15 protein-coding genes are annotated in these 13,985 nt (G+C 61.9%); 7 read left to right on the top strand and 8 right to left on the bottom strand.

Features of this window, described 5'->3' with window-relative positions; translation table 11 throughout:
- Positions 1 to 174: 174 nt before the first annotated feature.
- From PspS04_RS06025 to PspS04_RS06005, 5 genes are all read right to left on the bottom strand, one after another.
- Positions 175 to 1,332, bottom strand: coding sequence for a phospholipase D-like domain-containing protein (locus PspS04_RS06025; protein WP_159994153.1), 1,158 nt, complete (start codon positions 1,330 to 1,332; stop codon positions 175 to 177).
- 1 nt (position 1,333) lies between these two features.
- Positions 1,334 to 1,924 (bottom strand): YceI family protein, encoded by a 591-nt coding sequence (locus PspS04_RS06020; protein ID WP_095167057.1) that lies wholly within the window; start codon positions 1,922 to 1,924, stop codon positions 1,334 to 1,336.
- A gap of 69 nt (positions 1,925 to 1,993) precedes the next feature.
- The gene (locus tag PspS04_RS06015; RefSeq protein ID WP_159994151.1) at positions 1,994 to 2,332 is read right to left on the bottom strand and encodes an amidase; all 339 of its coding nucleotides are present in this window, start codon (positions 2,330 to 2,332) and stop codon (positions 1,994 to 1,996) included.
- Positions 2,329 to 3,423 carry a serine hydrolase domain-containing protein gene (locus PspS04_RS06010; protein ID WP_159994149.1) on the bottom strand — a complete coding sequence of 365 codons (1,095 nt, stop codon included), beginning with the start codon at positions 3,421 to 3,423 and terminating at the stop codon, positions 2,329 to 2,331. The genes PspS04_RS06015 and PspS04_RS06010 overlap by 4 nt, the downstream gene beginning before the upstream one ends.
- 55 nt (positions 3,424 to 3,478) lie before the next feature.
- Positions 3,479 to 4,360, bottom strand: coding sequence for an acyl-CoA dehydrogenase (locus PspS04_RS06005; RefSeq protein ID WP_159994147.1), 882 nt, complete (start codon positions 4,358 to 4,360; stop codon positions 3,479 to 3,481).
- A gap of 140 nt (positions 4,361 to 4,500) precedes the next feature.
- Here PspS04_RS06005 and olsB point away from each other — a divergent pair, with 140 nt between their 5' ends.
- Together olsB and PspS04_RS05995 are read left to right on the top strand one after the other, a co-directional pair.
- Positions 4,501 to 5,256 carry an L-ornithine N(alpha)-acyltransferase gene (gene olsB, locus PspS04_RS06000; protein WP_095167049.1) on the top strand — a complete coding sequence of 252 codons (756 nt, stop codon included), beginning with the start codon at positions 4,501 to 4,503 and terminating at the stop codon, positions 5,254 to 5,256.
- A complete protein-coding gene (locus tag PspS04_RS05995) occupies positions 5,256 to 6,050 on the top strand; it encodes a lysophospholipid acyltransferase family protein (RefSeq protein ID WP_159994145.1) in 795 nt (264 codons plus the stop codon). Before olsB ends, PspS04_RS05995 begins: the two co-directional genes overlap by 1 nt.
- 31 nt (positions 6,051 to 6,081) lie before the next feature.
- On the opposite strand, the gene PspS04_RS05990 is transcribed toward PspS04_RS05995, so the two are convergent.
- Complete coding sequence (locus tag PspS04_RS05990; RefSeq protein ID WP_095167045.1) at positions 6,082 to 6,663, bottom strand: acyl carrier protein phosphodiesterase; 582 nt, start codon at positions 6,661 to 6,663, stop codon at positions 6,082 to 6,084.
- A 154-nt stretch (positions 6,664 to 6,817) separates the two neighbouring features.
- Here PspS04_RS05990 and PspS04_RS05985 point away from each other — a divergent pair, with 154 nt between their 5' ends.
- The 4 genes from PspS04_RS05985 (at position 6,818) to PspS04_RS05970 (ending at position 10,834) form a co-directional block, all read left to right on the top strand.
- On the top strand, positions 6,818 to 7,123 hold the full coding sequence (locus tag PspS04_RS05985; protein WP_095167043.1) for an ArsR/SmtB family transcription factor: 306 nt from the start codon (positions 6,818 to 6,820) through the stop codon (positions 7,121 to 7,123).
- A 23-nt stretch (positions 7,124 to 7,146) separates the two neighbouring features.
- Entirely contained in the window at positions 7,147 to 8,313 is a 1,167-nt protein-coding gene (locus PspS04_RS05980; protein ID WP_159994143.1) for an MFS transporter, read from the top strand.
- Between the two features lie 21 nt (positions 8,314 to 8,334).
- A complete protein-coding gene (locus PspS04_RS05975; protein WP_095167039.1) occupies positions 8,335 to 9,384 on the top strand; it encodes an alkene reductase in 1,050 nt (349 codons plus the stop codon).
- Between the two features lie 118 nt (positions 9,385 to 9,502).
- Positions 9,503 to 10,834: an IS4 family transposase gene (locus tag PspS04_RS05970; protein WP_159993239.1), complete on the top strand. Its 1,332-nt coding sequence runs from the start codon at positions 9,503 to 9,505 to the stop codon at positions 10,832 to 10,834.
- 45 nt (positions 10,835 to 10,879) lie between these two features.
- Here PspS04_RS05970 and PspS04_RS05965 read toward each other — a convergent pair whose 3' ends face one another.
- Together PspS04_RS05965 and emhR are read right to left on the bottom strand one after the other, a co-directional pair.
- Positions 10,880 to 11,764, bottom strand: a complete 885-nt coding sequence (locus tag PspS04_RS05965) for a DMT family transporter (RefSeq protein WP_159994141.1) — start codon at positions 11,762 to 11,764, stop codon at positions 10,880 to 10,882.
- Between the two features lie 143 nt (positions 11,765 to 11,907).
- On the bottom strand, positions 11,908 to 12,558 hold the full coding sequence (gene emhR, locus PspS04_RS05960) for an efflux system transcriptional repressor EmhR (RefSeq protein ID WP_095167034.1): 651 nt from the start codon (positions 12,556 to 12,558) through the stop codon (positions 11,908 to 11,910).
- Positions 12,559 to 12,826: 268 nt separating this feature from the next.
- Here emhR and emhA point away from each other — a divergent pair, with 268 nt between their 5' ends.
- Positions 12,827 to 13,984 (top strand): efflux RND transporter periplasmic adaptor subunit EmhA, encoded by a 1,158-nt coding sequence (gene emhA, locus PspS04_RS05955; RefSeq protein WP_159994139.1) that lies wholly within the window; start codon positions 12,827 to 12,829, stop codon positions 13,982 to 13,984.
- Position 13,985: the final 1 nt, after the last annotated feature.

Below are 13,985 nucleotides of genomic sequence, written 5' to 3'. Positions count from 1 at the left end.
CGACGTTGCATCTGTGGGCCGGCCAGGGTGTTGGATTAGACCGAGTACATATCCAACACCCCGGTCGGCCCAGAGGCCGCCACAAAGTTGTGTAGATACCTATGCCTATCGCGGGCAGCCCGCTCCCACAGTGCATATACCCACAGAGATTTTGGGTGTTTGCGAGACTGGGCTTCAGCCCCGCCGATCCAGCAGGTTCACCACCACCCGATCCACCCATCCCCACACCCGCTGCTTGATCCGGCGCCACAACGGCCGGCGTTGCCATTCCTCCAGACTGACCTGTTGGCTCAGGCCGAAGTCCCGCTCGAAACTCGCCACCACCGCCTGGGTCAGGCCGGTATCGAGGGCCTCGAGGTTGGCTTCCAGATTGAACCGCAGGTTCCAGTGATCGAAGTTGCACGAGCCAATGCTCACCCAGTCATCCACCAGGACCATTTTCAGGTGCAGGAAACACGGCTGGTACTCGAATATTTTTACCCCGGCCTTGAGCAATCGCGGGTAGTAACGATGCCCGGCATACCGCACTGAGGGGTGGTCAGTGCGCGGCCCGGTCAGCAGCAGGCGCACATCGATGCCACGGGCGGCGGCCTTGCGCAGGGAGCGGCGGATCTTCCAGGTCGGCAAGAAATACGGGGTCGCCAGCCAGATGCGCCGCTGGCCGCTGTTGAGGGCGCGGAACAGTGATTGCAGGATATCCCGGTGCTGGCCGGCGTCGGCATAGGCCACCCGGCCCATCCCTTCACCCACCGACGGCACCCGGGGCAGGCGCGGCAGACCGAAGTCCGAGGCCGGCTTCCAGGCGCGGCGGTGGCGGTTGGCACGCCATTGGCGATCGAACAGCGACTGCCAGTCGTGCACCAGCGGGCCGCTGATTTCCACCATCACCTCATGCCATTCGCTGCTGTCGTGACCCGGCGTCCAGAATTCATCCGTGACCCCGGTGCCGCCGACCACCGCCAGCACCTGGTCGACCAGCAGCAACTTGCGGTGGTCGCGGTACAGGTTGCGCACCCAGCGCCGCCAGCTCAGGCGATTGTAAAGGCGCAGCTCGACTCCGGCTTCGTTCAGCCGGCGCCGTAGGCCGAGAGTGAAAGCCAGGCTGCCATAGTCATCGAACAGGCAACGCACCCGCACGCCGCGCTCGGCGGCCTGCACCAGCGCTTGCACCATTGCCTCGGCGCAGGCACCCGCCTCCACCAGGTAGAGTTCCAGTTCGACCTGCTCCTGGGCATTGGCAATCGCCTGCAGCATGCGCGGGAAGAATTGCGGGCCGTCGACCAGCAATTCAAAGCGGTTGCCGTCACGCCACGGAAACACCGCGCCGGCCATGTCAGCGCGCCGTGAAAATCAGTACCGCGCCCACCGGTACCGACAGACTGATGGCCGACAGGTCGGCCAGCTTGCGCAGCCGTTCCAGCCCCGGCACCAGGTCAAAATCCGCGGCACTGATCACCACCGGTTCCAGGGTCACCACCTGGAACCGCCGATCATCCAGGCGGGTTGCCAGCAGCTCGGCGTCGTAGCTGTGCTGCTTGCCATGCAGGCTGACGGTCAATGGCAGACGCAACTCCAGCTGCGCGCCGGGGGCCAGGTCGTTGATCGGCCGCAGATCGATCTGGGTGGTAATCAACGCCTCGGGAAACGCCTCGATCTCGAACAGCTCCTTGCGCATGCGCTCATCGCGCAGCGGCACGCCGCTGTTGACCGAGTCCAACTCGACTTCGACTTGCGCCAGGCCCTTGGGATCGACCTTGCCGTGCAGCACCAGAAAGCGCTGGACCTCGGCGATATGGGTGTTTTTGGTGGAGATAAACGACAGGCGTGAGGACTCGCCGTCCAGGTACCAATTGGCCTGGGCTGACGCGGCGCAGCCGGCCAGCAGCGAGAACGCGACTGCTTTATAGAGGGAGCGGTTGAACATAGACACTCGTCGGGCCGATAAACCTGAACGAACCTTAACTGGCCCGGTGCCGATTGCAAACCTGGAAGATCACGGAATCAGCCGACAGCCCTCGCGCACGCCCAGCCAACTGGCGGTATGGGTGCGTCCCAGGCCGCTGACCTTGACCCGTTTGTGCTCGGGATCATCGACAAAATCGCTGATGGGCAGGTACTGCTTGACGTACCCCTGGCAATACGGCGCCGACTGACCGGCCACGTAGCGACAGGAACAATACTCCTTGGCAGTGTAGGCGCTGAGGATGTCGGGGAACGCCGACAAGGCAACCCGCTGCTGCCAGCCCCAACCCAGCAACAGGACCAACATCAGGACCAGCAACCCCAACAGCAGGCTGAGTAGCGGACGGCGCCGCACAAAATCACCGGTCATGGCAGCACCTGCGGTGGGAACGCGGCCTGGACGCGCTTGAGCAGTTCGTTGTGACGGTAACTGCCATCACGATCATCGGCATACCGCACGATCACCAGCTTCTCACCAGGCAGCACGTACAGCGCCTGCCCCCAGTGGCCCAAGGCGGCGAAGCTGTCTGGCGGTGCATCGGGCCAGGGCCGCGGCGCGCCATCCACCGGGCGATTGAGCCACCAATGACCACCCGGCACGGCGGCATCCTGATTAGCCTGGTAGTGGGCGAAGGGCTGGAGATTGAACGCGACCCAATCGGCAGGCAGCAACTGGCGCTCGCCCCAACGACCCTGGCGCTGCATCAGCAGACCGATGCGCGCCAGGTCGCGGGCAGTCATGTAGGCGTAGGAGGACGCGACAAAGGTGCCCGTGGCGTCGCGCTCCCACACGGCGCTGCGAATACCCAGGGGTTCGAACAGTGCGGTCCAGGGATAGTCGGCGTAACGCTGCGCACCGAGGATGTTTTTCAGCGCCGCAGACAACAGGTTGCTGTCGCCGCTGGAATAACGAAAGTGTTGCCCGGGTGCGCCGAATGCCGGGTGTGCGGCGGTGAAGCCCGCCATATCGGTATGCCCACGGGTATACAGCATGGCCACCACCGATGAGTTCAAGGGGGCGTACTCATAGTCTTCCTGCCAGTCCAACCCTGACGCCCAGTGCAGCAGATCGGCGAAACTGATCCCGGGATGAGGCATCAAGGCAGGCAAGAACTTCGCCACCGGGTCCTGCAAGGAGAACCGGCCTTCGCCATAGGCCACGCCCAGCACGGCGGCCATCAGGCTTTTGCTGACCGACCAGGTCAGGTGCGGGGTGTCGGCCGTGGTGCCGCCGGCGTAGCGCTCATAGACCAGTTGACCGTCACGGATCACCAGCAAGGCATCGGTGCGGATGCCCTTGCGGGTGGCCTCGTCACGGTTGGCAAAGGCATAGTCCTCCAGCGCCGCCAGCGCCGGGCCACTGCCGGGTGGACCGGGCGCCCATTGCTCGGCGGGCCAGTCCTGTGCAGTTACCGCGCAACTGCACAACAACATCAACAGCAGGAAAACGCCTTTGAACATGGGCTGTGGCTCGGCAGGAGAAACCTGCTGAGCCTAGTCCAGATAGGTGACAATTCTACAAGGCCCCAGCCAACGCCTTGGCCAACCGCTTGGCCCGTGCGCCAGCCGCCAGGTCGAGTACCGCGCGATCGCGCGTCCACAAGCCCGCCCACTGTGGCGGGCCATCGGCAAAAGCTTCATCCAGCGCACCCTGCAAACCCTCGAACTGGGCGAACAGGCCACCGAGCAGGACATGCCCGGCGCTGCTGTTGGGCGGCTGCCGGCTGACCTCGGCGCACCCGGCCAGCAGCGCCAGCAACTTCAATTGCAGCGCTTGCGGCCAGTCGCTGTCCTCGCCGACGCCATACAGCCAGGCGCACAGGGCGCTGAGCACATACAGGTCTTCCAGGGTGCGGAAGGGTTTGACGTAGGCATCCCAGCCATCGCCGGCCAGCAGTTCACACAAGGCACCGTCGAGAAACAGCCGGCCGTGGCTGATGTCCGGCATCAAGGGGATGGCGGGCAGTTTCTCCAGGCGCACCCCCGGTTCACCGGGATACACCACCGCCAGGCTCAAGCGTGGGGACTGGCCCGGATCTTCGCTGCGTGCGGCGATCAGCAACCAGTCCGCCGCATCGCCAGCAGTGACGAAGTCCTTGCGCCCGCTCAGGCGCAGGTCGCTCAAGCGAGTTTGCATGTCCGCCGGGCGCAGGCTGCGCTGTTCGGTCGCACATAAAGCCCCCAGGCTCAGGGGTGCGCTGGGCCACAACATGCGCAAGGCAGCCTGGTAACCCACCAGAAATGCCCAGCCGGGGGTGGCCATCAAACGTGCACCGCGCACGGCCAGTTCGAACGGCGTTACCGCCCCCAAGGTTTCCAGCAATCGGGCGTAACCCTCGGCCAGGTCGGGGTTTGCGGGCAATCGTGTGCGGCAGTTCAGCAGGGCTTGCCAAGGCATATACGGCTCCTCAAGGGCTGTCATACAAGCATCACCAAAGCTTCATGGCGATGACACCGGGGCTACATAGCCTGACTTTGCACAACAAAGTCGATCGACTGCAACCCATGACGGGTGAGCAGCCAGTACGGAGATTCACCATGACCCAGATCGCCTGCATCCGCGACACCGGCACTGAACGCCGCCTGCAAGCCGAACGCCTGATCGGTGCCCAGGCCCTGCAACAAGCCCAGGCCCTGCGCTTCAATGTCTTTAGCGGAGAATTCAACGCCAAACTCAAAGGCGCGGAACTGGGTCTGGACATGGATGACTACGATGTTCACTGCAGCCACATTGGTGTGCGGGACCTGAACACCGGACGCTTGGTCGCGACCACCCGCCTGCTCGACCACACGGCGGCCAGCAGCCTGGGACGTTTCTACAGTGAGGAGGAGTTCAGCCTGCACGGCCTGGTGCACCTGCAAGGACCGATCCTGGAAATCGGCCGCACCTGCGTCGACCCGGCATACCGCAACGGCGGCACCATCGCCGTGCTGTGGGGGGAACTGGCCGAGGTCCTGAACCAGGGTGGCTACAGTTACTTGATGGGTTGCGCGAGCATTCCGATGCAGGACGGCGGGATCCAGGCCCACGCGATCATGCAGCGCCTGCGCGAACGTTACCTGTGCACCGAGCACCTGCGCGCCGAACCAAAAAAGCCGCTGCCCAGTCTCGACATCCCGTCCAACGTGATTGCCGAAATGCCGCCGCTGCTCAAGGCCTACATGCGCCTGGGCGCGAAGATCTGCGGCGAGCCGTGCTGGGACGAAGACTTCCAGGTCGCCGATGTGTTCATCCTGCTCAAGCGCGATGAGCTCTGCCCGCGTTACGCCAAGCACTTCAAGGCGGCCGTGTAATGAGCCGCTTGCGGGTGTACGCAAGGGTGACCAGGGTGTTGCTGGTGGTGGCGCTCGGCTTGAGCATGGCCTTGGTGTTTGGCCTGTTCGAGCGTCTGGGAGTGGCCAATTCGATGCTGCGGCGCCAACGCTGGTCGCGGTTTTTCATGAAGCGCTTGAGCCGCGCCCTGCCCTTTCGGGTGACGGTGCATGGGCAGTTGCCGCAACAGCCGATGCTCTGGGTCAGCAACCACGTGTCCTGGACCGACATTCCCTTGCTGGGCATGCTCACCCCCCTGTCGTTCCTGTCCAAGGCCGAAGTGCGCACCTGGCCGGTCGCCGGCTGGCTGGCGGCCAAGGCCGGCAGCCTGTTCATCCGCCGCGGCGCGGGTGACAGCCAACTGATCCGCAAGCAAATGAGCCGTCACCTGCACCAGCAACACCCGCTGCTGATGTTCCCCGAAGGCACCACCACCGATGGGCGCTCACTGCGCACCTTCCATGGCCGCCTGCTCTCGGCCGCGATCGACGCCGATGTCGCGCTGCAACCCGTGGCGATCCGTTACCTGCGCGACGGGCAGATCGACCCTCTGGCGCCCTTCATCGGCGATGACGACTTGCTATCGCACCTGATGCGCCTGTTCGCCAACGACCAGGGCGACGTCCACATCCACCTGCTCAAGCCCATAACCTGTCACGGCCAGGAGCGCGCCGCCCTGGCGTTTGCCGCCCAGCAAGCGGTGCACAACGCGTTGTTTGGTGACGTGGCACAACCGGCCCAACCAAGACCTGCAGGTGAGCTGATCGCGGCCTGAATCCAACGGCGGGGGGAACCGGCTAGCGATATCAAGGCGTACGCAGGTGCTGCGCCGAAAACCGCTGCAGTTCTGGATAGAACAAACGAAAGTCCTCGCTCAGCGGTTCATACAAGCGCTCCAGCTCTTGCATCGCGGCGGCCAGTTCTTCGGGACGTGACAGGCGCCGCGAGATCCCCCGCAGCACCTGGTCGAGCACTGCAAAGTCGCGATACGAACCCAGCCAGTCATCCGCCGCCATGTAGGGCGCGATCTGCGCCAGCCGCCCCGGCAACTGCGGTTCGGCGGCGAGTACTCGGTACACGTCCGCAGTGAAGGCCGGCAACGACGAATCGGCATACAACGCCCAATCCCGGGCCAGGCAATGGTCGAAAAACACGTCGAGCACGATTCCGGCATAGCGCCGCCGGGTCAGGCTGAAACGCGACAACGCGACGTCCACCAAGCCATGACGGTCGGTGAACACATCGATTTGTCGATGCAGGGTGATGGCGTCCTCGACCTCCGCAGGAAACTGCCCTTGCAGCCGGCCTTTGACAAAATCGCCGTACAAACTGCCGAGCAATTGACCGGGACGCTGGCCACCGAGGTGAAGATGTGCGAGATAGTTCATAGCGCGTAGCTTAGCACCGCGCCACAAATATCGTTATAACCCGATATACCGATTCAAGCTGACCTCAGATCAAAATCATATTGGTATATCGCGAAGTACCGATTTAAAGTTCGCCTTATCGCGATATAACGTTTTACCCAATTCGAGCACTGCCATGTCCACCATCGACCTCGACGAAATAATAAAAGCCCTGGCACACCCAGTACGGCGAGACATCCTCAACTGGCTGAAAGACCCCGCGACCCAGTTCCCCGATCAGGAGCACAGCACCGACTTCGGCGTCTGCTGCGGGCAAATCGATCAACGCTGCGGCCTGTCGCAATCGACCGTCTCTGCGCACCTGGCGACCTTGCACCGGGCCGGCCTGATCCGCAGCCAGAAAGTCGGCCAATGGCATTTCTACAAACGTAACGAGGAAACCATCCAGGCGTTCCTCGACACCTTAGGCAAAGAGCTCTGAGGAGCTCGACAAGGACTCCACCCATGCCCCTCTCGCTCCTCATCCTGGCCTTGAGCGCCTTCGCCATCGGCACCACCGAGTTCGTCATCATGGGCCTGTTGCCCGATGTGGCGGCCGACCTCGGTGTGTCGATTCCCGGCGCCGGCTGGCTGGTGACCGGTTACGCCCTCGGCGTGGCGATCGGTGCGCCGTTCATGGCCCTGGCCACCGCCAAACTGCCACGCAAGGCGGCGCTGGTAGCGTTGATGGGGATTTTCATCGTCGGCAACCTGCTGTGCGCCCTGGCCACCGACTACAACGTGCTGATGTTTGCCCGGGTGGTCACCGCCCTCTGCCACGGTGCGTTTTTCGGCATCGGCTCGGTGGTCGCGGCAGGCCTGGTGCCGGCCAACAAGCGTGCTTCGGCCGTAGCCTTGATGTTCACCGGCCTGACCCTGGCCAACGTGCTTGGCGTACCGCTAGGCACTGCGCTCGGCCAGCAAGCCGGCTGGCGCTCGACCTTCTGGGCGGTGACGGTGATCGGCGTGGTCGCCCTGATCGGCCTGATCCGCTTCCTGCCGGCCAAGCGCGATGAAGAAAAACTCGACATGCGGGCCGAACTGCGGGCTCTCAAGGGCGCTGGTATCTGGCTGTCCCTGAGCATGACCGCGCTGTTCGCCGCGTCGGTATTCACTCTGTTCACCTATGTCGCGCCGCTGCTGGGCGAAGTCACCGGCGTCTCGCCTCGCGGTGTGACCTGGACCCTGATGCTGATCGGCCTGGGCCTGACGGTCGGCAACATTATCGGCGGCAAGCTGGCAGACAAGGGCATGGCCGCCACGTTGATCGGCGTGTTCATCTCGATGGCCGTGATCTCCACGGTGCTGACCTGGACCAGCGTTGCACTGATCCCCACCGAAATTACCTTGTTCCTCTGGGCTACCGCGTGTTTTGCCGCCGTGCCGGCCCTGCAAGTCAACGTGGTGACCTACGGCAAGGCCGCACCGAACCTGGTGTCGACCCTCAACATCGGCGCCTTCAACATCGGCAACGCCCTCGGCGCCTGGGTCGGCGGCTGCGTGATTGCCCACGGTTTTGGCCTGACCAGCGTGCCACTCGCGGCGGCAGCACTGGCGGTACTCGCCCTGCTGGTGACCCTGATTACCTTCCGCCAGGGCGGCGACGCCGAACTGGCTCCTGCGACCAACTGATCTACCTGCGAGCGCTTTTACATGACGACTATTTTCGATCCAATCAAACTGGGCGACCTCGAGTTGGCCAACCGCATCATCATGGCCCCCTTGACCCGCTGCCGCGCGGACGAAGGTCGAGTGCCCAACGCGCTGATGGCCGAGTACTACGTACAGCGCGCCTCCGCCGGGCTGATCCTCAGCGAAGCCACTTCGGTCACGCCCTTGGGCGTGGGCTACCCGGACACCCCGGGCATCTGGTCCAACGATCAGGTGCGGGGCTGGAGCAACGTGACCAAGGCCATCCACGGCGCCGGCGGCAAGATTTTCCTGCAACTGTGGCACGTGGGCCGGATTTCCCACCCCTCCTACCTCAACGGTGAGGCACCAGTCGCACCAAGCGCCCTGCAGCCCAAAGGCCATGTCAGCCTGGTTCGCCCCCTCGCCGACTTCCCGACCCCGCGCGCCCTGGAAATCGCCGAGATCGCCGACGTCGTCGACGCTTACCGGGTGGGCGCCGAAAACGCCAAGGCCGCAGGCTTTGATGGGGTCGAGATCCACGGAGCCAACGGCTACCTGCTCGACCAGTTCCTGCAAAGCAGCACCAACCAGCGCACCGACCATTACGGTGGCTCGCTGGAAAACCGCGCGCGCCTGCTGTTGGAAGTGACCGACGCCGCAATTGAAGTCTGGGGCCCCGGCCGCGTAGGTGTGCACCTGTCTCCCCGTGCCGACCTGCATGACATGGGCGACGACAACCTGGCCGAAACCTTCACCTACGTGGCACGTGAACTGGGCAAGCGCGGTATCGCGTTCATCTGCTCGCGGGAAAAAGAAGCCGGCGACAGCCTCGGGCCACAGCTCAAGGCCGCCTTCGGTGGCCCGTACATCGTCAACGAGCGTTTCACCAAGGACAGCGCCAACGCCTGGCTGGCCAGCGGCAAGGCCGATGCAGTAGCGTTCGGCGTGCCGTTCATTGCCAACCCAGACCTGCCTGCTCGCCTGAAAGCCGATGCACCGCTCAACGAGGCACGTCCGGAACTGTTCTACGCCAAGGGCCCGGTCGGCTACATCGACTACCCAACGCTGTAAGCCGTCAGCCAAAATGAAAAAGCCCCGGTTCGTACCGTAATGCTGTTCACTTAAGCATTTGAGCTCACGCCGGGCTTCCTAGAAAATCCGATGCCAGACCTCTGGCATCGGATTTTTTATGTCTGTTCAACAGGACCTGCTCGACCTCGACGACCTTTTTAACTTCTGCGACCTGAGCACCTTCACCCAAAACATTCCCATCGAGTGGGTAGCGTCTGCGCTCGACCTCTCCAGTCAGGCGACCATTCGCCGGCGGCGCCTGCCCGCTGATCAAGTGCTGTGGCTAGTGCTTGGCATGGCGTTATTTCGTGACGAGCCGGTTCACGAGGTGGCCAGGCGTTTGAACATCTGCGCCCAAGGCCTGGCCTCTGACCATTTGCTGGCGCGCAGTGGTGTAACCGAAGCTCGTAAACGGCTCGGCGCCGATCCTGTTGAGTGGTTGTTCCGTAAGACCGGCAACCATTGGGGCGCAGAGCGCTATGACGATGATGCCTGGCATAATTTGCAGGTTTTCGCGGTGGACGGTGCGCTTTTTCGCACCCCGGATACGCCCGAGCTTCGAGATCACTTCGGGTCGGGAAACACCCCCAGCGATCGCCAGACACCGTTTCCGATGCTGCGCCTGGTGGCGCTAATGAATGTGCGTTCGCACGTGATCCTAGATGCACAATTGAGCCCCTACCGACGCAGTGAAATGCGCCTGGCCGACGAGTTTTTGCAGCAGATTCCCGACCACTCGGTGACGCTGTTCGACAAAGGGTTCTGGGGCGCGGAGCTGCTGTTGAGCCTAAGTAGAACGGGCACCAGCCGTCATTGGTTGATCCCGGCAAAAAAGGGACTGGTCTGCGAGGAAGTGGCCCGCTACAACCAGCGCGACCGTTTGGTGCGTATGAAAGTCTCGCCACAGGCCAGAAAGCGAAATCCGACTCTTCCCTCGCACTGGGAGGTACGCGAAGTCAGCTATGAAATTCAAGGCAAAGTGAAAACCGTCATGACGTCCTTGCCGGCCAAGACCTACACCACTAAGGCTGTTGCCAAACTTTATCAGGAGCGTTGGGAGATCGAGTTGGGTTTCAGGGACATCAAGAGTTCAATGCAACAGAACGCAATGACCTTGCGCAGCAAAAAAATCGAGCTGATCTATCAGGAAGTGTGGGGGCTGTTGCTGGCTTACAACGTGATTCGCCGGGAAGCGAGCCAAGCGGCGGTGGCGTTTGGTCGAGCGCCTTCGGACATCCGTTTCAAACCGGCCTGTCAGTACATCGCCGTGCAATTGATCGTGATGGCAGCAGCCAATCCAGTTTCAGCGACAGGGAGACGCTTGGCGGAACTGAGGGCAGGTATCGGGGGATTGTTTCTGGATCACCGCCCCAGGCCTTCGAGGCCAAGGACGGTGAAGATTTCAAAGACCCGGTTCCCAGTGGACCGTAAGGCTGCTCCGCTTAAGTGAACAGCATTACGGTTCGTACCGGGGCTTTTTCATTCCGGGGTTTCTTCAGCGTTTGCGCTGGCCAAAGGCGACCGCCAGGCCGCTCAGGCAAATGACCGCGATCCCGACGATGGCGTAGCTGTCCGGGGTATGGTCGAAGATCAGGTAGCCGTACATCCCGGCGAACAGAATCTGCCCATAGCTGAACGGCGCCAGCATTGCCGGCGCCGCATGCCGGAAGGCCTGGGTCAGCAGCATGTGGCCCAGCATGCCGCAGGTGCCCAGGCCAATCATGAACACAGCATGCGGCCAGCTCGGCGTGCTCCAGAAAAACGGCAACAACGCGCTCATGATCAGGCTGTTGATGATGCCGGTGAGAAAGTTGCTGGTGGTCGGGCTGTCGATGCCGGTGAGCTTGCGGGTCAGTAACTGGTAAAAGCCGAAACACAGCGCCGAGCACAGCGGCAGGACGATGGTCGGAGTAAACAGTGCCCCGCCCGGGCGGATCACGATCAGCACCCCGGCAAAACCGCCGAGCACCGCCAGCCACTGGCGGCGGGTCACGTGCTCGCCCAACAACGGTACCGACAGCGCGGTCACCAGCAACGGTGCGAGGAAGTTCACGGCAGTGGCTTCGGCCAACGGGATGTAGCGCAACCCGGTGGTGAAAAACAGACTGGTGCCGATCAGGCACATCGCCCGCAAAAACTGCAGCCCGGGACGCTTGGTGCGCACCACCGCGGAAAAACCGCTGCGCGGGACAAACACCATCAGCATCAACAGGGTGTGCACCACGTAGCGCGCCCACACCACCATGACTATTGGATAAAAACCGGAGAGGTACTTGGACAGGGTGTCATGGCTGGCGAACAACAGCACAGCCAGGCAAATCAGGAGAATGCCCTTGACGGGTTGTTCGGCGGTCTTGAACAACGGGTGGCTCGCACTCATTCACACACTCGACACAATTTCCCTACAAAATACGTAGCCCGCTATGTATCAAGCAGGCGAATGTCCGTATATAAAAGCACCCCATCGCCAAAAGGCGAATGCAGTCGGGACAGTGTTCACCTTAAGTGTTGACACAGGCAGACTCAATTACGCATGTTGTCCGGCAGTCGCAGGCTGGGACTCAGGCGGAGCATTTCCAGCCCGGTGTCGACCCAGCGTTCAGCTTCCAGGTGCAGCTCAAAGCTTTCGGGGGCCAGCAGCCATTGATAAAGCATGCCATCGATGTAGGCATGAATGCTCACCGCCGCACGCTCGGTATCGAGGTTTTCCGGCAACTGTCCACGATTCACTGCATTACGCAATGCCAGCGCGATACGCATGTTGCAATCCAGACTGACCGTGCGACGTTGTTGGCGCAGATCACACATTTCATCTGTGAACTCACACTTGTGAAACAGAATCTCATTGATGCGGCGGGTCTTCGGATCCAAGGCAACTTGATGAAACAAATGAATCAGCAGCTTGCGCATGCAGCCCAGCGGATCTTCTTCGTCTGCACTTTCGCTCGCCCGCGCCATCTCATCCAACGGCTCGCGCAGACTGTCGAGCATGGCCTGGACCAGGTCGGCCTTGTTGCTGAAATGCCAATAGATAGCACCACGAGTCACCCCGGCCAGGGTGGCGATGTCCGCCAGCGTAGTGCGCGCCACGCCCCGCTCGTAAAAGGCTTGCTCAGCGGCTTCGAGTATCTGGTTGCGGGTTTCTTGCGCTTCCTCTTTAGTGCGACGAACCATGGCAGTAAAACCTCAATCAGGAATGCTTCAGCGATGCCTGAACATCTTCTGAACAAATGTGGGGATCACCTCTTACGGGCTTGGTCCCCGGCCTACAATTCACACCTTGAAATAGCTCTGGTAACCGGGTGTGTACGCGGTCAAAGGTGTTTACAAACAACCATGAACGTAAGTATATTCCTTAGCAAGCTACTTATCCACTCACCGCGACTTTTTCATCTTTCCACTTTTCTAGTGCGCATTGTGCGCGCCTGACCCGAGGATCTTCATGCAATTCAAGCCAGCTGTTACCGCTCTGGTCACTGCCGTCGCCCTGGCATCGCTGCTCAGCGGATGTAAAAAGGAAGAGGCGGCCCCTGCTGCACACGCCCCTCAGGTCGGCGTCGTTACCCTGCAAACCCAAGCCTTTACCCTGACCTCCGAACTGCCGGGCCGCACCACGGCCTACCGCATCGCGGAAGTTCGCCCACAGGTCAACGGCATCATCCTCAAGCGCCTGTTCAAAGAAGGTGCCGAGGTCAAGGAAGGCCAGCAGCTCTACCAGATCGATCCGTCGGTCTACCAGGCCACCTTGAAAAGCGCCGAAGCCAATCTGCAATCGACCAAATCGATTTCCGATCGCTACAAACAACTGGTCACCGAACAAGCCGTAAGCCGCCAGGAGTACGACACTGCCCTGGCCAACCGCCTGCAATCGGAAGCCTCGCTGCAGACCGCCCAGATCAATGTGCGCTACACCAAGGTACTGGCGCCGCTGACCGGTCGCATCGGGCGCTCCAACGTCACCGAAGGTGCCCTGGTAAACAATGGCCAGGTCGACGCCATGGCCGTGATCCAGCAACTGGACCCGATCTACGTCGATGTGACGCAATCCTCGGTGGAACTGCTGGAATTGCGCCGTGAGCTGGAAAGCGGTCGCCTGCAGAAATCCGGTGACAACGCCGCGATGGTCAAGCTGACCCTCGAGGACGGCAGTGAGTACAAGCGACAGGGCAAGCTGGAGTTCTCCGAAGTCTCGGTCGATGAAGCCACCGGTTCCGTGACCTTGCGCGCAGTATTCCCCAACCCTGATCACACCCTGCTGCCAGGCATGTTCGTTCACGCCCAACTGCAAGCCGGGGTCAACGCCGCCGCCATCCTGGCGCCGCAACAAGGCGTGACCCGTGACCTCAAAGGCTCGCCAACAGCGCTGGTCGTAGGCCCTGACAACAAGGTCGAACTGCGCCAGCTCAAGGCCAGCCGCACCGTGGGCAGCCAATGGTTGATCGAAGACGGCCTCAAGGCTGGCGATCGCCTGATCACCGAAGGCCTGCAGTACGTCAAGCCCGGCGTTGAAGTCCAAGTCAGCGAAGCGACCAACGTAGCCGCGAAAAACCCGGCCCCTGCACAGGCAACAGACAAAGCTGCAGGCGGCAAAGGGGAGTAAA

Source organism: Pseudomonas sp. S04 (assembly GCF_009834545.1).
GTDB lineage: Bacteria > Pseudomonadota > Gammaproteobacteria > Pseudomonadales > Pseudomonadaceae > Aquipseudomonas.
Note: the sequence above shows the minus strand (reverse complement) of the source record. Positions and strands in the feature narration are given on the sequence as shown.